Origin of the sequence: Nocardia sp. CA-151230, assembly GCF_050942175.1 — a bacterium.
Lineage (GTDB): Bacteria > Actinomycetota > Actinomycetes > Mycobacteriales > Mycobacteriaceae > Nocardia.
The window spans coordinates 3459569-3479801 of the sequence record NZ_CP192061.1; the positions used below are offsets into that span (position 1 = coordinate 3459569).

Consider the following 20233-nt stretch of genomic DNA (forward strand, 5'->3'; position numbering starts at 1 on the left):
TAGCGCCTGGGCCAGGCCCTGGCTGAGCCGAACCGCTACGTCTCCCCGGCGTCGACGAGGCTGATGTGGTCTGTGGCCTGACGCCGCGGCTCTTTCGAACCTCCGCACATGCCGAGTGGCGGATGTCGAAGGTGCAGCGGAATCAGAGGGCCGGTAGCCAGCCGGACTCGGCAGTGGGGTCTGGATTCAAAGTTGAGCACGGCCCACATGGCTGCGGTGCCAGCGGTCGATGGCATCGGCCACGAGCTGCGGGTTGTCGGCCATCGGAAAGTGCAGCCCCCAAGGCACGGTGACCCTGGTCAGGCACGGGAACAGACGCCGCCAACGGCGAACGAAGAAGAAGTAGTCGCCGAGTCGGCCGAAAACCGTCATCATCGGTCGGCCGGCCAGCGCGGTGACTGTGCTTTCTGCGCGTGTGGCGGTGGCGTGGTCGCGGGTCGCGTCGCGAAACATTCGGTGCAAGAACCGGCGACGGTCGCGGTCGCGCAGACCACGTCGCCACGCAGTCTTACGGGTGCGGTTCCATCGTCTGCCGACACCGAACCTTGTCGCACTCGCCCAGGCGAGCAACCCAAGCCATGCGTTGACCTCCCGCATCAGCTCCGAGCCGAAGAATCGCAGTGCGAGCCACAGCATGCCGCGGGGCCGCCAGCCGAAGGTGTTCATGGCCACCAGTGCGGCCACGCGGTCGACTCGATCGTGTACAGCAGCGAGTGTGGCCAGGCCCCCGAGGTCGTGTACGACCAGTGTCACGGCGTCGAGGTCGAGATGGTCGATGAATGACGTGATCGTGTGCGCGGCCGATGCCACCGTGGCCTCGCCGGGATCGGAGAGTCCCGTTCCAGGCAGATCGAGGGTCACGCACCGGTACCGGTCCTCGAGGTGGCTGATCAGATCAGCCCACAGCAGCGACCAGAGTCCGGCGTGGACCATGAGCAGGACCGGACGGTCACCGCCGGTATCGGTGTAGACGACGCGGCGCCCGTCGAAATCGAACGCGTACAGCGGGTGGGGCCAATCCTGCGTAGTAAGCCAGTCAGGCCGAGCGGGTTTGGTAGTAAGGGTCATATCTCTAAGGACGTGTCGGCGCGGTCGTGTGTGACGGTCACACTTCACCAGGCTCATTCGTCGGAGGTATGTATGAGCGACATCATCGAGCAGGCTTGGCACCTGCACCGGCGGCGGGTGCTCGACGTCTCCTACCGCATGCTCGGTACCCTCGTCGACGCCGAAGACGCCGTGCAAGAGACCTTCGCCAGACTCACCCGCCACGGCTGCGAGGGCATCGACGATGTCGAGGGCTGGCTGGTCACCGTTGCGGGCCGAGTCTGCCTCGACCGGCTGCGCGCCGACCGCACCAGGGCCCGCTACGTCGGGCCGTGGCTGCCCGAACCGCTCGTCGAGCCGGCCGGCACCGATCTCGACCCAGCAGATCAGGTCACCCTCGACGACAGCGTGCGCCTGGCGCTTTTGGCGGCGCTGCACGCCCTCAGCCCCGCCGAACGCGTCGCGGTCGTGCTCCACGATGTCTTCGGAGTGAGCTTCGAGGAGATCGCTGGGGTGGTCGGCCGCTCACCGGCCGCGGCCCGGAAGCTGGCCAGTCGTGCTCGAGCCGCGCTGCGCGACAACCCTGAGCCGCGGTTCGAGGTCTCACCAGTACAGGCGCGCGCGGTTGCCGAGAGATTTGCACACGCCTGCACCACCGGCGACCTGGCGGCACTGATGGAGGTACTCGCTCACGACGTGGTCGGCGAATTCGACTCCGGCGGGCGAGTCGCCGGCGCCCCCCTCCGACCACTGGTCGGCGCCGAGCTGGTCGGCGTCACGCTCGCCAGAACACTGTTCGGAGCGGGCGCCGACTTCCGGGTCGTGTCGGTGAACGGCGAGCCAGGGGTGGTCGTGTCACTCGTGGGCCAAGTCATGGTCGTGATCGCGTTGGAGTCCCATGACAACCAGGTGGTCGCGATCCGCGCCATCGGCAATCCCGACAAGCTCGCACGCCTCAATGCTCGCTGGAACGAGACATGAGCGCTCTCGAATTCTGCTGACCCTTCCCCGCCTGCCCGGCCCCTCGGGCGCGGTGGAGAACATCCGCACATGCCGCTGGTCGCGCGGTCTCGCGGCGCGTAGTGGCAATTGCGTCCCTCCCTGGGGGTAGCCCGATCCCCTACCAGGGTTGGATGGGGTCTCGCTGGGTGTGGTCCTAGCGTTGTCTGGGTGACGATCATCCGGCGCTTGGGCCTCGACTTCGCATACACGTTCTTGGGATTGCCCCTCGCATTGGTCAGTTTCAGCCTCCTTGTGTCCCTTTTCGCGGCGAGCATCGGCACTGCGGTGATCTTCATCGGGATTCCGCTGCTCGCGCTGACGCTGCTGTTCGCGCGCGGTTTCGCCGACATCGAGCGCGTACGCCTTCTGCAGTTGACGGGCAGGGTGGCACCACGGCCTCGGTACGCCGAGGCACCGGAGGGGGCGGGGTGGTTCCGTCGGATCACCGCGCCGATCGGGCAGGGGCAGAGCTGGCTGGATCTGTTGTACGCCGTCGTCAACCTACCGATCGCGATCATCGCCTTCGTGCTGCCGATCGTGTGGTGGGCAATGACGCTGGGTGGATTGACGTACTGGTTCTGGGGCAGGTTCATTCCCTATGGCGACAGCCACGACATCGTCATAGAGACGATCATGGGCGCGGACACCGCCCACAACCGGACAGTCTTCAACACGATCGTCGGTGTCGTAGCGCTGCTCACTGTGTACACCGTCCAGCGGGGCAGCGCCGCCCTGCAAGCCGCCTTCGCGCAGACCCTGCTCACCCGGCTCGCCGTCATGCAGGGACGCATTCAGGATCCGACCACCAGCCGGGCAGCGGCCGTCTCCGCGGAGTCGACCGGGCCGCGCTCGTAGGCGGTGGTCGTGCCCCGCAGAGCGGTGGCACGGCCAGGCATCGACTCAGCGCAATTGGACAGCCCAGTCATGCGCCGTCGCTGACCACCTGCGCCACCAGGAAGGACTGCCACCGGTCGAGTTCACTGCTCAATGGTGAGTTTGGGGCTGCGCATCAGCGAGGTCCTGCCGCTGCGACGTGACGCATCCAGATGCAGATCGGCGAAAATGCACTACTTTGCCGCATACCGCGCTGACCGAACCGGCCGGCGTGGGGGGCGTGGAAGATCAACGGGCAGGGGTTATCTGAGCCCGCCGGGCCGAACGTCGTCAGTGCACGGTGATGCCGATGGGCACGCGTGGGGTCGCCGGCAAATGAGGTCCGCATCGATGATGGTGGGTAGTCGTATGTTGGAGCGGTGACTGTCGATACACACGGCGTGCGCCCCACGGCTGGGGTCGTCGCAACGGATCAGGACCGCGCTCTGATTGCGATCACAAGGGTGTTCGAACATCTCGAGGCCGCTCTCGCGGCGAAGGATGCCGTTGCGTTCGACAGTGTCTTCACCGATGACGTGGTTTTCATCAATCCGGCGGGTGTGGTCTTTCTGAACTGGGATGAGCTGCACGCTTACCACGTGAGCGCGATGCGGAACGGCCCGGACGCCCGGGCGCATTACGCGATTCTGGCGGTGCGGTTCCTTGCCGGTGGACATGCGATTGTCAATGTCGAGCAGACGTTGCGGACATCGGATTTCTCGGTAACCAACCGCGGGACATGGGTTTTCACGGAACGGGACCACAGCTGGTGGGTCGGTTCGGTGCACAATACGAATGTGGCGGGCACCACCGGATAGTCTTGCGGCGGCCGAACGGACCGATTGCACTTGTGACCGGTGGGCCCCACCGCGAAACGTCCGCACATGCCGCATAGCGCGCTGACCGATCCGGCTACACAGGCCATCGGAAGATCAACTGGCCGTGCCGATCTGAGGTCGGCGGAACGTCCGCTACTGCCGAGTTGCGGATGATTTCGGTGCCGCCATATCCTTCGGCCAGCCGGCTACTCGGACTCCTTGAGAAGGTACCGAGGACAGAATCACAAGTACGACAGGCAGATCCAACCCAACCAAGGAATCGAGTCGGCAATGACCTGGTCGAGACCACGAATCACCATCGGCGATGAACGTCGAATGCTCGAGAACATGCTCGACCGCAATCGGGCCGAATTGGTCAACACGCTGCGCGGCCTGTCCGAAGAAGACGCCCGCCGCCGCCTCGTTGCATCGATGACCACCCCGATCGGACTGCTCAAGCACGCCGCAGTCGCCCAGCGGATCTGGTTCCAGCACATCCTGGCGGGCCTACCCGAGAGCGAATGCGACGGCGGCACTACGCCGGGCGATGCCAGTTTCGTCGTCGACGACAACGAAACCGTGGCTGACGTGATCGCCGAATTCGACCGCGGTAGCGAACGTTCCCGAGCGATCGCCGCCGACTTCGACCTCGACGACGTCCGGACCCACCCCCGCCTCGGCGAGGTGAGCCTGCGATTCATCTACCTGTTCCTGATCGAGGACTTCGCACGTCACGCCGGCCACGGCGATATCCTGCGCGAGCAGATCGAACATCCTTGAGCATTGTGCCGCACGACAATCCAACGACAGTCGGTGCAAGTGATCGCTCATGCCGCATACCGCGCTGACCGAACCGGCGAGCGCGGAGCGCCGGCGGCCGGAACCTGGTGCGGTGCAGAACGTCCGCTACTGCCGAGTTCCGCGCACCGACGTGGAGTCGGTCGCGATCTCAGCCGCGATCGGCGATTGCGAAGAATCCAGGTCAACTACAAGTGGTAGTAGACATCGCGTGGCCTCGTTTGTAGCATCGTCCCCAGTCTTCGCACGGTGGAGTGCCGAGGCACGTCGCGACTGTGAATCGCGTTGGGGAAGAAGGGAAGGGGGCGGAGAGCGCGCATGACCAATGCAGCGAACTCTGTGGCGACACCAGTAGGGCTCAGCAGGAGCGGTTCGGGTGAACCGCTCCTGCTGCTACACGCGTTCACGCAGACATGGCATTGCTGGGGTGGGGTGATCAACGAGTTGTCGAACGAATTCGACATGCTCGCACCGACCCTGCCGTTCCACTGGGGAGGCCCCGTCGGCGATCGGCCACTGACCGTGGCCGCAGGAGCCGATCATCTCGAAGCACTGATGAACGAGACCGGCTGGGAGACAGCGCACATCGCCGGAAATTCTCTGGGCGGGTGGATGGCACTCGAGCTCGCCAGGCGTGGCCGCGCGCGCAGCGTGACTGCCATCGCTTCGGCGGGACTATGGCAGCGCGGCAGCCGCCACGCCGACCGGCTCCGGCGGAAGTTCCAGCTCAGCGCATACCTCGCTCCGCTGTCGCGCGGTTTCGCGAATCCGACACTGGCCGCGATTGGTAAAGCCACCACGATGCGCGTGCTCTGTCACCGGCCAGGGCTCGTCGCGCCCGAGCTGGCTGTGATCGCCCTGCAATCGGCTGGATACTGCACCGCGCGCGACATCAACGCAATCTGGCCGACCGACACCGCGCTGGGGATGCTCGACCAGATCACCACACCGACCACAATCGTCTTCAGCGCGCGTGACCGCGTGGTCCCGCCCTCTCGCTTCGGTGCGCAACTGGTCACGCCTTCAGCCAGCCGTCGGGTGGTCATGCTGCCCGATGTGGGGCACGTACCGATGCTCGAGGCTCCCGGCAGAGTGGCTGCCGAAATCCGCCGCACAGCAACATAACCAGTTGTCGACACCGCCAGATGAGGTCGGCAGCCAGCAGAGTTGCCGACCGAACGCACTATTTTGCCGCTGCTGCGCTGACCGCACCGGCCAGCGCGGGGCGCTGGCACCCGGAACCTGGTGCGGTGCAGAACGTCCGCTGTTGCCAAGTTCCGGATGGGGAGTGGTGCATGAGCTTGTCGCAACCATTGTCGTAAGGAAGAGTCGGTGCGGTGAGCAGATCGCCCGTCCCAGTTGATGAACAACACTCGATCGATATGGCCATTGGCGGCCTCGTCTTACAGCACGTCTACGAGGACGAGATGAACGCTGAACTCTCGATCGCCGTCCAAGCCGGAGAGATTCAATACCAGCTAACCTCAAGTGCCCAACCGATCAACTTCGCCAATGACGCACTCGTGCAAGCCATCTGTGATCTAATCGGCCTTCACGAGAGATACAGTTCAGGGCTTAGTGGGGCGCAGTACCGCTACGACAAGAAGCCCGATGGGACGTGGGGCATGTACGGAAACTTCTCCTACGAGTAGCGAGGCCTCTCGCCCTGCCGAACCGTTCTCGGCGACGCACTATTCTGCCGCTTCCCGCGCTGACCGAACCTGCCAGCACGCGCAGCCGGCAGCGGGATCGACCGCGGCTCAAGAGCATCCGCTACTGCCGAAAATCGAGTGGTGGACGCCGATCAGCTTTGGGATCATCGGGCGTTCGACATCAGTGCTGGTGGAAGGAAATCTCGGATGACCACGGCGCGGCGGTTCTGGATCGAATTCGACCCTCGAGACTGCCCCGACGCCCGGTTCTGGCAGGGCATCGGTGTGACCGGCTTCGACGTGCGGGATTGCTTGTCGATGATTGCCGATCTCTTCCCCGATGGATCCTTGCCACCCGTGCGTCGAATTACCGCCGACCTCTCGCTGGCCGAGCCACTACCGGTGAATCCCCGCGATTTCGGCGTCCCGGTGTGGCGCGGCGTGTGGTATCCACCGGAGAACCTCAAAACCGGGCCGACCCACGATATCGACCGAAGGGGAGCGCCCCGCGACTACCCGACACCCGTCACCGCATCACACCCTCGAGTGCGCGCTAGCGCGACCCTGCCCATGAAAACCACATGGTGGAACGAGATTCCGCATATCGATGGCCTGCTGTGGCCGCTGAGGGACGCGCACCGCGCCGAGCGCGGCGGTGGAATGCAGCGTTACGCCCCGGTGCTGCGCTCCGCCTGCGCCGCGGATCCGACCTACGGAGCTCTGGTGCGCGAAGCCCTCGACTACATGATCGTTTGGGGCCCGACACCGGAGGAATGGTTCGATCCGACCGAAGCCAGGTTCGCCGACCAGCGGGAACTCGACGAGTACCTGCGAGCCTTCCGTGACTACTTGTTCGGAACCCGCCCGGAGCCGATCTACCCTCCTGGTAGCGAACCGTTCACACTCGACGAGCAACTGCGACGAATCGGGATCGAGTGAAATCCGCTGAGGACCAAACCATCCCGCGATCGCACCTGGGCACGAGACCCGAGCGGGGTCGAGCTTGCTGCGGCTTGAACCATTCGGTCATGTCGATGCCGCGCTGACAGAACCGGCTAGCGTCGGGTTGTCAAAGATCGACGGGCCGAGCTGATCTCAGTCTGTCGGTATATCCGCTCATGCCGATGAGCGCGATTCCGACGCATCTCGCGTTGGGTCTAGAAGCGAACCTGCCGGTGGGTGTTGGCCACTGCGGTGACGGAAGAGACCCCGAGGACACCGAATTCGTCATAGAGCGTGGCGGAACCGACTGCGACACCGGCCGCCGCGTGCTGACCGTTCGATTCCAGACCCACACCTTCGGATTCAGGCATCCGGCACAGGTTCACAGTGACATCAGCGTTGATGAAAGGCACGCCGTCCTCGCTCCAGTTGGTGACGAGACTCGTGGCCTCGGCCAGAGTGGCGACGCGGGTGAAGGGGGTTGCTTCTTCGCCTGCGATGGCGGGGATCATCGTCGTGGTCCACATCCGTTTGCGGGCGTTGTTTCGGTGGTCGGCGAAATCGGCCGACCAGTCGTCGGGGTATCCCGCGCTGCTGATCATCGAGGCCGATGTGGTTGGTGTCGCCGGATCGGCAACGATGCCAGGGCGGGAGAAGTCCGGGGCGGGTGTCCAGGCGTTGCCGTCGGCCTGGTCCGCCTTCAACGGGCGCACGAATAGCGCCGATGCTCTGACGACGACGTGATCGGACTGGACCAGGTCCAGATGCAGGAGCGCCAGTCGCGTGCTCGATCGGATGAGTTCGGTCCGGGTCTGGATCGCGTCGAAGGTGGTGGGTCTGATGAAGTCGAGGGTTAGACGGCATCCGGTCGACTCGATCGGGCAGTGTTGTTCCAGTTCCCGAGCCGCGAGCGCGGTCAGGGCTTGGCCGCCGATCGAGTCGGGTCTCCACGGTCCTCGTGCTGCTTCGAGTGCAGCGAACCCACCATCGATGGATTCGAAGAATCCAGTCGCCAACTCAACGGCGTTCGCCATTCCACACGCCCCCTGTCACGTTCTGTATCGCCACGATACGCATGGATACTAGAACACGTTTCAATGCGTCATCTGCGTCGCAGCTTGAACGCCGTGCAGCACAACGAAATCCGGCTGCAGCGGCGCCTCGCCGGATCGACCACGGAGGCGATCCACCCGAAGTCCCCATGCAGCGCTTCGTCGGCGCCGCGTGGGAAACGCACTACTTTGCCGCATACCGCGCTGACCGAACCGGCCAGCGCGGGTGCGTGGAAGATCAACTGCCCGTGCCGATCCGAGGCCGGCAGAGAGTCCGGAACTGCCGAGAACGCGCGCTTCAGCTGAAGCCAACTCGTGGCACCGGGTGACACGAAAGTCCAGGCGAGATCGTCCAATCGCGATCTAGACGACTCGGAAGGTCTGGTTAGCGATCAAGTACGCGTCGTCCGCCGAGGATCTGTGCAGCGTGAATGATGTCTCGAACGGACGAGCATCTGGAGCTCCGTCCAGCATGAGATTTCCAGTCACACGAAGAAGCGCAGAGACGTCGGTGTCTGACTCGACATCAATCGCGTTGGCGTCGTACCCAGCCTGCGGAAATCGGACGAGCTGTTCGAAGATAGCCGTGGTGCCCACGTACGGGGTGTCCCCGACCGTGAGTTGCGCATCCTCGGCATACCAAAGCTCCAGTGCGCGTTGCTGGGTCGTGAGCTGCGCGAAGTAGAGGGTAGCGAAAGCCTTGGCATGCTCTTGGGTGAAGTATTGCTTGGCGGTGTCGTCGATCATGACAGTCCTCCTGATCAATCCCAGGAAGTGATTCGCGGAGAGGTCGGGCCGGTTCTGCGCCGTTGTCGCCAGCGCCGCCACCAGGGCGTGCAGGTCCTGCGTCGCAGCCACCTGAGCAGCCAGATAATCGCGATGCGCGGCCAGCACCTGCGCCATTGGCACGGTGCCCGCGAGCACGTTCGCGATCTGGTCCAGTCCCAGGCCCAGCTGACGTAAGGCCAAAACCTGATACAGACGCTGGACATCGGCTTCGGTGTAGAGCCGGTGACCGGTATTGGTGCGCCCGGCCGGGCGGACCAAGCCGATGCGGTCGTAATGATGCAAGGCCCGAACCGTCAATCCGGCCTCGGTCGCGAGCTCACCGACCTTCCACACCTGCTCGATTCCCGTCTCGTCCATCCGCTTCCATCTCACTTCCACCGACGCACCTCGCGCGGGTACCGCCGACGCTAGGACCTGACGTTACGTCAGGAGCAAGCCGAAACTCCCTCCCGAATCTCGCAACAGCAACGCTACGGAAGACGTGCTGTATTGCCGCATACCGCGCTGACCGAACCAGCGCGGGACATCGGAAGATCAACTGGCCGTGCCGAACCGAGGCCAGCGGAACATCCGCCATTGCCGATGAGCGAGTGGCTGACGCGTCCCGCCGCGGGAGTTGTCGGAGGGTTGTAATACGTTGCGCCCGTGTCAGACATGTTCGAGTTCCTGATCTCTGTTGACCTGCGGGATGAGCTCTCCGCGGCAGATGTGGCGGAGTTGCGCTGGCATCTGGGGTTGGGCGAAGCTCCCGCGGATGGCCTTCGGATCGAAAGCGGGATCCGATTCGCCATCGAAGGCGACGACGGAGAGCCGGTTCTACTGGATCCTGAACCCCTGCTCGGTGCACACGGGCCCGCGTGGAAGATCGGGGGAATGCTCGGTGCCGATCTCGAACGAACCTCGGCTGGATGGCATCTCGAAGCTCGGCAGGAGGTGCACGTCGAAACGCTTCAAGAGATGACCGAGCTGATGCTGTGGCTGTATCGGCGCGTAGATCTCGGAATGGTCGGCCCCGATGGTTCGGTAGAGCTTGCACGTTTGCGCTGGTATGAGGACACAGAATCGACTCCGCTGATGGTCAGGGATACCCACGTCTACTGGCCCCAATAGCTAGACGATGCGATATCCACTCAAGCCGCATCCCGCGCTGACCGAACCGGCCAGCGCGGGCGTCGGCGGCCGGAATCTGGTGCGGTGCAGAACATCCGCTACTGCCGATGACAGGGCATCTGTCGTACGCGGCGAACTTGGACTGATCAGCCGCCCGCGGTAAACCCGGCGGCGAACCTCCCCTAGATAATGACCGGCGTGGAAGATGTCGAGATCGTCGTCACCCATCACGAACGCGCGACCGTGCGCGTCGGTGAGATGTTTCTGAAGATCGACAGCGATCAGGCGCGCATCGATGCCGAGGTCGCAGCGATGGTGTCGGCGCCGATCCCGACACCAAAGATCCTGTGGCGCAAGCCATCCGTGCTTGCCCTCGCCGCTCTACCCGGAACCGCGCTCGGCCGCCTCGGCGAGCCGTCGACCGCATCGCCGGCGGCGTGGGCCGCGGCGGGGGCAGCCCTGCGAATGCTGCACGACGCGCCGTTGCCACCGCGGCCCGGTCGCACTCCAGATCAGCTCGCCGCGGAACTCGATGCCGAATGCGCATGGCTGGTCACGAACGACGTCCTCCCTGCTGACATCATCGCGCGCAACCGCCGGATCGCCGAAGTAGCGCTGCGGCCGTGGACACCGGTGTTCACCCACGGTGACCTACAGCTCGCTCATGTATTCGTCGACGGAGACGCGATCACCGGCGTGATCGATTGGTCCGAGGCGGCTCAGGGGGACGCCATGTACGACCTCGCCACCTTGACACTCGGGCACCCGGAGCGCCTGAGAGATGTGGTATCAGGCTATGGCGCCTGCGTGGACCTCGAAGTGATCCGGGCTTGGTGGTCGTTACGAAGTCTGCGCGGCGTGCGCTGGCTGATCGATCACGGCTTCGATCCCACCTCACCAGGATGCGAAGTCGACGTGCTCAGAGCCCAGGCGAGGCGGGATCAGCCGTGAGGAGCTGTATCCGCTTCTGTCGCATACCGCGCTGACCGAACCGGCCAGCGCGGGGCGCCGGCGGCCGGAATCTGGTGCGGTGCAGAACGTCCGCTTTTGCCGAGTAGCGTGCATGCGACAGCGTTGGTTGCGCCCATGCAACTTCCAGAACGATCCCGGTATCGCTGCACGGCTTTGTTGTGTAACAGTTTTGCCTCGGTGGAAGACACAGCAGGTCGGGGGATGGGTCGGCCCGTGGGGTGGGAACTCACCTCGACGATGTAGCCGTAGCTGATGGGCGACCCAAGGATTGGAACCGACTGTTCGATGAGGCTTTCTGCACTACGTGGCGCGGCCGTTTCCCGGCTCGGCGCTTTCGCGCTCTCCACCGCAGTATCGGTTGCGATGCTCAGCGGCGGCGCATCGGCGGAACCGGAGAAGACTTCGGGCATCACATCTCTCACCAAGGACGGACGCACTTGGCATTTGAAGGTGTACTCGGCGGCCATGGGCAAAGACATCACTGTCGATGTGCAGCGGCCGGTCGACGAATCCCAGCCCGCACCGAATCTCTACATGCTCACTGGCCTGGACGGTGGGCTGGGTACCGCGAACTGGAAGGCGCGCACCAACGCATTGGACTGGCTGGCAGACAAACAGATCAATGTCATCCAGCCGATCGGCGGTTTCGCCAGCTACTACACCGACTGGGACAAGGCGGACCCAGCTCTCGGGGTCAACAAGTGGAAAACCTTCTTCACCGAGGAACTACCCCCGCTGCTCGACCAGACCCTGCAGTCCTCCGGTGTCAACGCCTTGACCGGCCTATCCATGTCCGGCACGTCGGTACTGCAATTGGCCGAGGCCAAGCCCGGCCTGTGGAAGACCGTCGCCGCTTATAGCGGGTGCGCACAGATCGCCGACCCCGCGGGCAGGGAAGGTGTCAAGCTGACCGTCGGCCGTGGCGGCGGCAACACTGAGAACATGTACGGCCCTGACAACAGCCCGGAGTGGGCTGCGAACGACCCCGTCATCAACGCCGAAAAACTCCGCGGCACACAGCTTTACATCTCCAGCGGCAGCGGTATCCCGGCAATGGACGATGTCCAGTACTACTTGAACAACGGCGGACCGCAAACCCTCGCCCTCGCCATGATCATCGAAGCAGGCGCCAACCAGTGCACGCACAACCTGAAGGATCGGCTCGACGGGTTGGGCATCCCGGCGACCTACCAGTTCACCCCGGTCGGCACCCACTACTGGCCGTACTGGGAACAAGCACTGCACGATTCCTGGCCGCTGCTGGCACAAGGAATGGGACTGACGAACTGAGAACAGCGTGGAAGCGTCCGCGAGCGGGGCCCTCGCCGTCTGCGGACAAGCCACACCGATGGTGGATCGGCTCAAACGCGACGCCGAACGCACGCTCTTGCCGCTGACCGCGCTGACCGAACCGGCCAGCGCGAGGCCGCCGGCGGTCGGAACCTGGTGCGGTGCAGAACGTCCGCTATTGGCTCGATTACATCGCGTCGTGTTGGATCTCCACGCAGTGCAAGTGGTCAGTGAACGCCCAGTACGTCCGCAGGGCGATCGACTCGCCGTTCCACAAATGTGGTCGACAGCGCGCGGGGTGATCAGTTGAATCGGGGGCATGATGCGTGTCCGGTTCGAGTTGGCGCCCCTCGAGAAGGTTGTTCCGTGGGGAGAGCATCGCCGTCTGCATTGGTTCGGGCTCACCCAGGGGTGGTACTGCCTGGAGGTTGGTGGTGCCGAGCTGCTGAGATATGCAGAGCGGACGACGAACTCGATCTGCGATGGCAGCGCTGCCGTAACGTCGTGGGTGGACTATTACGTGGTGCGGCTGTGGGAGGACCTGCTCGCCGTTCTGCCCTGGGCACTCGAGCCGGTGCCGGATGATTTGGCGAAGTTCTTCGCCGCTGGCGCCCAGGAGTGGGTCGGCACCGGCGATCCGGATCTCCTCGAAGATCCAGCGATCGAGGCCGCTTCCGAGGCGTACAGCCTGCGCTGGATCGACACCTCGTATCTGCGATTCGGGCCCGCGTTTCGGTGGTGGCGCACGCTCTGCCCCGAGGACACGGTCGCCGTGGCGTGGCGGTTCACACCCGATCCCGACGGTGAGATCACGTTCTCCTCGCCGCTGTCGGGTCTGAGAACGGTCAGCACGGAGGAATTCATCGCTGCTGTAACCGATTTCGACCACCGACTGCTGCAAGCCATGCAGGAGCGTGTGGACCACCTGGCTGTGGCCGGCACCGTCCCGGGGATCGAGCTCGATATCCCTGCGCTGATTCGGGAACAGGCGCAGCGTCGGACGTGGTTGCCGCGGGCGTTGGCGCGGCAGGACGACACCGACTGGGCCGCCGTACGTGCAGGCGCGGCGATCCTGGCTCCGCATCTGGCGTGAACGCACGGAAATGCCGCATACCGCGGTTCGAAGCCGGTGCTCACCGGCGACCGGTTGGTCAGCGATGTCGAGCTCTCCTCGGTGCGCCGGATCGCGGGCAAGGACCTTCTCACCGTCACCAACACCTTCACCGACCAGACCGGTGAGGTCGCGCAGGTCATGCACACCACCTTGGCCGGTATCACCGGTGACGACGTCGGCGGCATCAGCGACATGATCGTGCCGGTTGGCCGGGACTATTGCACTCGGACTGTCCGGTGTTGGGATCGCAAGGGGGCGATGTAGCGGAAGGTTGCGAATGGTTCTCAGCGAGGGTTGAGCCGTTTCCAAGTGGAGCGCATCGAGACTCGCGTTTTGCTGTCGAAGCGTAGTTCGGCGTTGGTGATGGCCTGCTGCTCGGTCAGTTGTTCCATTTGTGCCCAAAGGTCGAGGGCAGGGCCTAGCGGTGTGGGGCGTAGGAAGCTGACGTCGAACCCAGCGGTGACCAAAGGGGCCACCATGTCGTGCTCGCTGAACCACCCGCGATCGATGGCGGCTTGGAACACGACCGCGCCCGAATGGCAGTCCAGCACAGCAGAGATGACCCCACCGTGGACCAATCCGAGCCCGTTGCCGTGGTCCGGACCCGGGGTGAACGATCCCACCACCGTGTCGTCGTCTGCCCGATAGCTGCGAAGATGCGTGCCGGAAGGGTTGGCCGGTCCGCATCCGAAGCATGTGGTGATCGGGAAATGGCGTTCCTGGATGCTCATGTCACTGATCACGGATCCCCCAGATCTGGTCTTGGAGACGCTCGCCTCGATCCTTCACCCTAGCCGGAATCCCGCGCTGCTCAACAGAAGTCATAGATTCGTTGGGCATATCCCCAAGCCGAACAACCTCTGCACACGACCTACTGATCCACCCGCCTGCGCCGTCGGCAACACCATCCCTCTGCTATGAGCAAGGACTCGACCGGTCGAAGTGGGGGTCGGCGCAGGCGGTGGGTGGCCATTATCCTCGATCGGGGTCTCGATGGAGCGGTAGCGGCGACTCGCGACGATGGGGCCCAACCGGCCGGGCAGCCACATCCGGGTGCGGTGCCGGATGTGGCTGTGGTGTGGGCTATTTGGCTTGCGGCGCAGGCTGTGCCGGGTCCTTGCAGTAGGCGAGCTCGGGCGGGCAGGGCGCGAGGATGGTCGAGAAGTACTGGATGGCGGAGAAGAGTGTGATCGGTCCGCCGGCGACGACGAGACCGATCATGGACCCGACCGCGCCGAGGGTGGCGGCACCGAGAACGCAGCCGGCGACGGTGGCTCCAACGAACGGCACGAGCAACGCGATAACCGGGCTGGAGATCGCAGCACCTGCGGCGCCGCCGACCAGGCAGCCGACACCGGCGCCGAGGACCGCGCCGAGGACCGCGCTGATTCCGGCGCCGATGGAGACACGTTGGGCGAATGTGCCGAGGGCTTGGCTGTCGCGCGGGTTGAAGGATTCGGCGATCTGGGTTGCGGCCTGTTCGGTGGTGATGGTCGGGCCAGTTGGCACGTGCGGTGCTGCGACAACGTTTTTCGACGGGGCCAAGGTGGCGGTCTGCCCCTCGATGGCGGCGGTGATCGCGTATGCGGTGTCGTCGATGCGGTAGATGAGCGGGATCGCCGCGGCGGGGCGGTCGTCGCGGTCGGTGAGCACGAGTTGGTCGCCGACGGTTTTCAGTAGCCCGTCGGTCGTGGTCAGGATCGCGGATCCGTCACGGGAAGTGATCTCGTAGTGGACCGGTGTCGGTGGATTGTCGGCGGGTGCGGCGTTGACCGTGGCGGCGGTGACGGTGAGAGCCGAGACCGACAGTGTTGCGGCGATGGCGGTTTTCTTGATCTTGCTCATGCGGATCCTCATCTGCATTGGTGGGATCGTCACAACCCCGGGCGGGCTGTGAGTTCGGGCCTGGTGCGCGAGTCGCGTTCGGGCTAAGAGTTCTTGACGCGTGCAGGGTGTGGGTCGCGGGTTGTGCTGGCGGGGTTGGTCCGGTGCAGCGACTGCATCAGCTCGTCGAGCAGTGTTCTGGCATAGGGCCACATGCGGTATCCGGCGCGGGGGTCGAGGTGGCCGACTGGGCCGAGGTCGACCAGGCGGCTGCCCCAGGTTTCGGCCATGCCGGCGACTCGTCGTCGGCTGGCGAGAACGTCGTTGGTGCTGGTGGCGAGGATGCTCGGGAACGGAAGTCGGCGGCGTGGGATGGGATTCCAGCCGTGGTGGGTGAGCTGATCGGTTGTCGGATAGCCGGTGGGGAGCGGTATTTCGACGTCTGGCGGGGTGACGAGCAGGGCGGCGAGGACATTGCCGGTGGCGTGTCGGGCCCAGTGGACGGTGGTGAGGACACCGGCGCCGTGCGCGACCAATACGACCGGATGAGGGAGTTCACGCACGGCCGAATCCAGTGCGGTGACCCACGCGTGACGGTTCAGGTGCGCGGGCACCGGCGGGTTCGGCACGGTGCGGGTGGCGTTGACTTCGGTGGCGAGCCGCGTCTGCCAGTGGTCGTCGTGGTCATCGGCGAGTCCGGGCACCATGACGATGATGGGTTCAGTGGTGGGGTTCATGGTGGGCTCAAATCCGTTACTGGGCGGTGCGGAGTTCGCGTTTGAGGATCTTGCCGGTGGCGGTCATCGGCAGTGTTTGGACGAACTCGACGTAGCGGGGGTATTTGTAGGCCGCCACCTGTTGCTTCGACCAGGCGATGAGTTCGGCTTCGGTGAGGCAGGTTCCGGGGGTTGGGATGACATAGGCCTTGATTTCCTCGCCGTGGCTGTCATGGGGTATCCCGACCACGGCGGCCAGGGAAACCCCGTCGTGGGTCATGAGGAGCTCTTCGATTTCGCGGGGATAGACGTTGAGACCGCCGCGGACGATCATGTCCTTGGCACGGTCGACGACGTAGTAGAAGCCGTCGGCGTCGCGGTAGGCGAGGTCGCCGCTGCGGAACCATCCCTGCCGTATCGCTTCGGCGGTTGCCTGGGGGCGGTTGTGGTAGCCCTTCATGATGTTGTGCCCGCGGATGGCGATTTCGCCGACGGCGTTCTCGCCGGCCACGGTGTTCCAGTCGTCATCGATCAAGCGAATGTCGATGCCCCACATCGGTTTTCCGATCGATCCGGGGCGCCGGTGTTCGGTGCTGCTGAAGATGGCGAGCGGTGAGGTTTCCGACAGCCCGTATCCTTCCAGGATCGCGACGCCGAAGCGTTCGGTGAATCTGGTGAGGATCTCCACCGGCAGTGCGGCTCCGCCGGAGATCGCCAGGCGCAGGTGAGGTGCGATCTCGGTGGTGTCGTGGAGGGTTTGCAGCAGACCCCAGAACATGGTGGGCACGCCGGCGAAGACGGTGATCTGTTCGGCGCGAATCAGGTCGAGTGCTGTGGCGGCGTCGAAGCGGGGCAGCAGCACGATGGTGGCTGCGGTGGCGAACCCGGCGTTCATGTTCACGGTCTGACCGAACGAATGGAACAGCGGCAGGGTCGCCAGATGGGTGTCGGGTCGGGCTGGGCTGGCGTCGAATTGGCGGTTGGCGGCCAATGCGTTGAGCACCATGTTGGCGTGCGACAGCTCGGCACCTTTGGGGTGTCCGGTAGTGCCGCTGGTGTAGAGGATGACCGCGGTGTCGGTGGCTTCCCGAACCACCGTGTCGAACCGCGACGGCTGGCCCGCCAGCGCTTGTGGCAAGGCGATAAACTCCTCGCCGGCTGCCGGTGGTGTGTCGTCGACGACGAACAGCTGCTCGCAGGTGGGGGTTTGGTCGAAGCCGGCGCGCGCGTACTCGCCGATCGGCAGATCCGGTGTACCCGCATGGCAGATATAGGCTTTGGCTTCGGCGTCGGTGAGATGGTAGGCGATCTCACGGCCCTTGAGCAGGATGTTCAAGGGCACGACGACCGCGCCGGCCTTGAGAATTCCGTAGTACGCGATGGGGAACCACGGCAGGTTCGGACACGATAGGGCGATCTTGTCGCCGGGCTGGATGCCATTGGCCACCAGCAGATTAGCGACCTGATTCGCCAGTTCCTCGGTGCGTGAGTAGGTGTATCGCTGATCGCCGAGGACGAGAGCGGCACGGTCGGGGTGGCGGCGGGCGGTGTCTTCCAGCAGCATCGACAGGTTGAGCATGGTGGATCTTTCGACTAGCGGCGGAATGGCGGGTGGCCGAGCTCAGCGTGATGGGCGAGTCGTGGCGCGGCGTTCGGCGGCGAGTTCGGTGAAGTAGGCCAGCAGTGTGGCGTCATCAACCGCGTCCGGGCTGATGACCTCCTGCACGGGCGCGCCCTGGAGGATCCGTTTGAGGGGCACCTCGAGCTTCTTGCCGGTGCGCGTATGCGGGAGCGCCGGGACCGCATGCACGTCGTCGGGCACGTGCCGTGGCGAGACCTGGTCGCGGATGGTGGCGCGGATGCGGTTTTCGAGTTCTTGATCGAGCCGTTGATCGGGTTCGAGAACCACGAACAGCGGCAACCAGTAGCTGCCGTCGGCTTGTTCGGCGCCGATCACCAGAGCCTCGGCGATTTCGGGCATCGCCTCGACGGCGGCGTAGATGTCGGAGCTGCCCATCCGGATGCCGTTGCGGTTCAGCGTGGCATCGGATCGCCCGTGGATGGCCACGGTGCCGTCGCCGAAGAGCGTGGCCCAGTCGCCTTGCCGCCACACGCCGGGGTAGGTGTCGAAATAGGCGGCGCGGTAGCGGCTTCGGTCCGGGTCGTCCCAGAGCGCGACCGGCATACTCGGCATCGGGCGGGTGACGACGAGTTCGCCGACCTGCTCGCAGACGGCTGTGCCGTGGGAATCCCACACCTGCGCGGCGACACCGAGGCAGCGGCAGGAGATGCGACCGGCCTGCACCGCGCGGGTGGGCAGCGCACCGACCAGTGCGCCTGCGACATCGGTGCCGCCGCTCATCGACCACAATGGCAGCTCGCCGACGGCGTCTCGGGCCCACTGGTACAGGTTGGCGGTCAGAGGGGATCCGGTGCTGCCGAGCGCGCGCAGCCGACCGAGATCGAACAACTCGGCCGGGTGGCAGTCGCTGTTGGCGCAGGCTTGCAGGTATCCGGGGCTGAGTCCGAGGAAGGTGACCTCGAGCGAGGCGGCCAGCTGCCACAGCCGCGAGGTGTCCGGTGTGGTGGGCGAGCCGTCGTAGCAGACGATGCTGCCACCCGCGATCAACGTGGACAGCTGGGTGTTCCACATCATCCAGCTCGGCGAGGTGTACCAGAACACGCGGTCATCGGCGCGCAGATTCCAGTGCAGGCCAACCTGTTTGACCGTTTCGAGGAGGATGCCGCCGTGGCCGTGGACGAGGCCCTTGGGGCGTCCGGTGGTGCCGGAGGAGAACAGCACCCACAGCGGGTGATCGAAGGCCACATCGGTGAATCCGTGCCGCGCCGGGCGGTCGATCGCTCGAGCCCAGGTCGACCAGCGGGCAGTCGGGCCGGTGTCGCTGATGGCGCGTTCCACTCGCGGCACCACGATGACGTCGGTCACGCTCGGCAGCGTGCTCGCGATCTGCCGCACGGCCTCGCTCCGGTCGTGAGTTCTGCCGTTGAACACGTATCCGTCCGCGGTGATCAGCACCTTGGGCCGCAGCTGGGCGAATCGGTCGGTGACCGCCTGCGCGGAATAGTCCTGGCCGACCGAGGCCCAGGTCGCGCCGAGTGCGGCAGTCGCCAGGAACGCGACGACGGCTTCGGCGATGTTGGGCAGGTAGCCGACGACCACGTCGCCCGCGGTGACGCCGGATTCTTCGAGGAAGGTGGCCAGTGACAGAACCTGATCGCGGATCTCGGCCCGGGTCCACCGCTGGATCCGGCCCGATTCATCGGCATCGACGATCGCGATCGAGTCCTGGTCACCGCGGTCGAGCAGCACACGCGCGAAGTTCACCCGAGCTCCGGGAAACCATCGGGTCAGTGGCATCGGATCATCGGTGACCACGCGGTCGTAGCGGCTGTACCGGTCGAGGCCGAAGAACTCCCATACGGCCGACCAGAACCCCTCCAGGTCCGTCACCGACCACTGCCAGAGGCTGTCGTAGTCGTCGAATTCGTGGCCACGTGTCGTACGTAGATAACGGACGAAATCGGTCAGTGTGGCGTCGGTGATCTGTTGATCGGTCGGCTGCCAGAGCAGGGTGTTTTCGGCTGTGGTCGCTGGCATGTGCAGTCCCTTCCGGAGGTCTGTGATCGTCTAGCCGTTTGCGGTGTGTCCGAGGTGGAGCATCGCCGCGACGAGGTCGGCTCCGGCCGGCCATTCGCCGTATCCGGCTGCTGGATTGAGGTGGCCCACTGGGCCGAGATTCACCAGATGGCTGCCCCAGTCGTCGGCGAACTGGGCGACCCGCTCGTACCGTGCCAGCGGATCGTCGGTGCTGGCGGCGACGATGCTGGGGAAGTCCAGCCGGTTGCGGGGGATGGGTATCCACCCGTTGGCTCGCAACTGTTCGGTTCCCGGGTGTCCGTCCGGTAGCGGTGATTCCAGGTCGGGTGGTGTGGCCAGCAGCGCCGCGTGGACTCGGCGGCGATATCGTTGCGCCCAGTGCCCGGTGATGACGACTCCGGCGCTGTGGGCCACGAGTGCGACCGGCCCGTCGACCTCGGCAACCACGCGGTCGAGTGCTTCGATCCGGGCTGCGCAGTCGAGGTCGCCGCGCCCCAGCGGCGGGACGGTTCGCGATCCGGGGATCTGGGCGGCCAGCCGGGTCTGCCAGTGGTCGGCCACATGGTCACGCAGGCCCGGGACGAACACCACGGTAGGTTCGAGGTTCATGGTGAT

Annotated in this window: 21 protein-coding genes; 12 read left to right on the plus strand and 9 right to left on the minus strand. The window is 64.9% G+C overall.

The genetic code is table 11. The features are described from left to right. Nucleotides 1-186 precede the first annotated feature (186 nt). The gene (locus ACQP1O_RS15990; RefSeq protein WP_433566561.1) at nt 187-1125 is read right to left on the minus strand and encodes an alpha/beta fold hydrolase; all 939 of its coding nucleotides are present in this window, start codon (nt 1123-1125) and stop codon (nt 187-189) included. A 15-nt stretch (nt 1126-1140) separates the two neighbouring features. On the opposite strand from ACQP1O_RS15990, the gene sigJ reads away from it, so the two are divergent. The 7 genes from sigJ to ACQP1O_RS16025 all read left to right on the plus strand — a co-directional run bounded on the left by sigJ (nt 1141) and on the right by ACQP1O_RS16025 (nt 7129). Continuing rightward, the gene (gene sigJ / locus ACQP1O_RS15995) at nt 1141-2028 is read left to right on the plus strand and encodes an RNA polymerase sigma factor SigJ (protein ID WP_433566562.1); all 888 of its coding nucleotides are present in this window, start codon (nt 1141-1143) and stop codon (nt 2026-2028) included. Between the two features lie 189 nt (nt 2029-2217). Then, nucleotides 2218-2904 (plus strand): sensor domain-containing protein, encoded by a 687-nt coding sequence (locus ACQP1O_RS16000; protein WP_433566563.1) that lies wholly within the window; start codon nt 2218-2220, stop codon nt 2902-2904. 482 nt (nt 2905-3386) lie between these two features. Continuing rightward, nucleotides 3387-3740 (plus strand): SgcJ/EcaC family oxidoreductase, encoded by a 354-nt coding sequence (locus tag ACQP1O_RS16005; RefSeq protein WP_433566564.1) that lies wholly within the window; start codon nt 3387-3389, stop codon nt 3738-3740. 291 nt (nt 3741-4031) lie between these two features. Further along, nucleotides 4032-4520 (plus strand): DinB family protein, encoded by a 489-nt coding sequence (locus ACQP1O_RS16010; protein ID WP_433566565.1) that lies wholly within the window; start codon nt 4032-4034, stop codon nt 4518-4520. 336 nt (nt 4521-4856) lie between these two features. Further along, nucleotides 4857-5663 (plus strand): alpha/beta fold hydrolase, encoded by an 807-nt coding sequence (locus ACQP1O_RS16015; protein WP_433566566.1) that lies wholly within the window; start codon nt 4857-4859, stop codon nt 5661-5663. A 212-nt stretch (nt 5664-5875) separates the two neighbouring features. Next, nucleotides 5876-6190, plus strand: a complete 315-nt coding sequence (locus ACQP1O_RS16020) for a hypothetical protein (RefSeq protein WP_433566567.1) — start codon at nt 5876-5878, stop codon at nt 6188-6190. Between the two features lie 207 nt (nt 6191-6397). After that, entirely contained in the window at nt 6398-7129 is a 732-nt protein-coding gene (locus tag ACQP1O_RS16025) for a hypothetical protein (protein WP_433566568.1), read from the plus strand. 218 nt (nt 7130-7347) lie between these two features. Here the strand turns inward: ACQP1O_RS16025 and ACQP1O_RS16030 are convergent, their stop codons facing one another. Beyond that, nucleotides 7348-8166, minus strand: a complete 819-nt coding sequence (locus ACQP1O_RS16030; RefSeq protein ID WP_433566569.1) for an acyl-CoA thioesterase domain-containing protein — start codon at nt 8164-8166, stop codon at nt 7348-7350. Between the two features lie 381 nt (nt 8167-8547). Continuing rightward, on the minus strand, nt 8548-9330 hold the full coding sequence (locus ACQP1O_RS16035; protein WP_433566570.1) for a MerR family transcriptional regulator: 783 nt from the start codon (nt 9328-9330) through the stop codon (nt 8548-8550). A 288-nt stretch (nt 9331-9618) separates the two neighbouring features. On the opposite strand from ACQP1O_RS16035, the gene ACQP1O_RS16040 reads away from it, so the two are divergent. From ACQP1O_RS16040 to ACQP1O_RS16060, 5 genes are all read left to right on the plus strand, one after another. Continuing rightward, the gene (locus ACQP1O_RS16040) at nt 9619-10083 is read left to right on the plus strand and encodes a hypothetical protein (RefSeq protein WP_433566571.1); all 465 of its coding nucleotides are present in this window, start codon (nt 9619-9621) and stop codon (nt 10081-10083) included. 198 nt (nt 10084-10281) lie between these two features. Continuing rightward, on the plus strand, nt 10282-11034 hold the full coding sequence (locus ACQP1O_RS16045) for a phosphotransferase family protein (protein WP_433566572.1): 753 nt from the start codon (nt 10282-10284) through the stop codon (nt 11032-11034). Nucleotides 11035-11340: 306 nt separating this feature from the next. Beyond that, the gene (locus tag ACQP1O_RS16050) at nt 11341-12345 is read left to right on the plus strand and encodes an alpha/beta hydrolase (protein WP_433567697.1); all 1005 of its coding nucleotides are present in this window, start codon (nt 11341-11343) and stop codon (nt 12343-12345) included. 319 nt (nt 12346-12664) lie between these two features. Then, on the plus strand, nt 12665-13438 hold the full coding sequence (locus tag ACQP1O_RS16055) for a DUF5984 family protein (RefSeq protein ID WP_433566573.1): 774 nt from the start codon (nt 12665-12667) through the stop codon (nt 13436-13438). Nucleotides 13439-13474: 36 nt separating this feature from the next. After that, nucleotides 13475-13723 (plus strand): hypothetical protein, encoded by a 249-nt coding sequence (locus tag ACQP1O_RS16060; RefSeq protein ID WP_433566574.1) that lies wholly within the window; start codon nt 13475-13477, stop codon nt 13721-13723. A 20-nt stretch (nt 13724-13743) separates the two neighbouring features. Here ACQP1O_RS16060 and ACQP1O_RS16065 read toward each other — a convergent pair whose 3' ends face one another. The 6 genes from ACQP1O_RS16065 to ACQP1O_RS16090 all read right to left on the minus strand — a co-directional run bounded on the left by ACQP1O_RS16065 (nt 13744) and on the right by ACQP1O_RS16090 (nt 20227). Then, entirely contained in the window at nt 13744-14190 is a 447-nt protein-coding gene (locus tag ACQP1O_RS16065) for a PaaI family thioesterase (RefSeq protein WP_433566575.1), read from the minus strand. A gap of 352 nt (nt 14191-14542) precedes the next feature. Beyond that, the gene (locus tag ACQP1O_RS16070; protein ID WP_433566576.1) at nt 14543-15304 is read right to left on the minus strand and encodes a hypothetical protein; all 762 of its coding nucleotides are present in this window, start codon (nt 15302-15304) and stop codon (nt 14543-14545) included. Nucleotides 15305-15387: 83 nt separating this feature from the next. Next, nucleotides 15388-16020 (minus strand): RBBP9/YdeN family alpha/beta hydrolase, encoded by a 633-nt coding sequence (locus tag ACQP1O_RS16075; protein WP_433566577.1) that lies wholly within the window; start codon nt 16018-16020, stop codon nt 15388-15390. 16 nt (nt 16021-16036) lie between these two features. Then, a complete protein-coding gene (locus ACQP1O_RS16080; protein WP_433566578.1) occupies nt 16037-17578 on the minus strand; it encodes a long-chain-fatty-acid--CoA ligase in 1542 nt (513 codons plus the stop codon). A 42-nt stretch (nt 17579-17620) separates the two neighbouring features. Further along, nucleotides 17621-19618, minus strand: coding sequence for an acetoacetate--CoA ligase (locus tag ACQP1O_RS16085; RefSeq protein WP_433566579.1), 1998 nt, complete (start codon nt 19616-19618; stop codon nt 17621-17623). Nucleotides 19619-19648: 30 nt separating this feature from the next. After that, on the minus strand, nt 19649-20227 hold the full coding sequence (locus ACQP1O_RS16090) for an RBBP9/YdeN family alpha/beta hydrolase (RefSeq protein ID WP_433566580.1): 579 nt from the start codon (nt 20225-20227) through the stop codon (nt 19649-19651). Between the last annotated feature and the right edge of the window lie 6 nt (nt 20228-20233).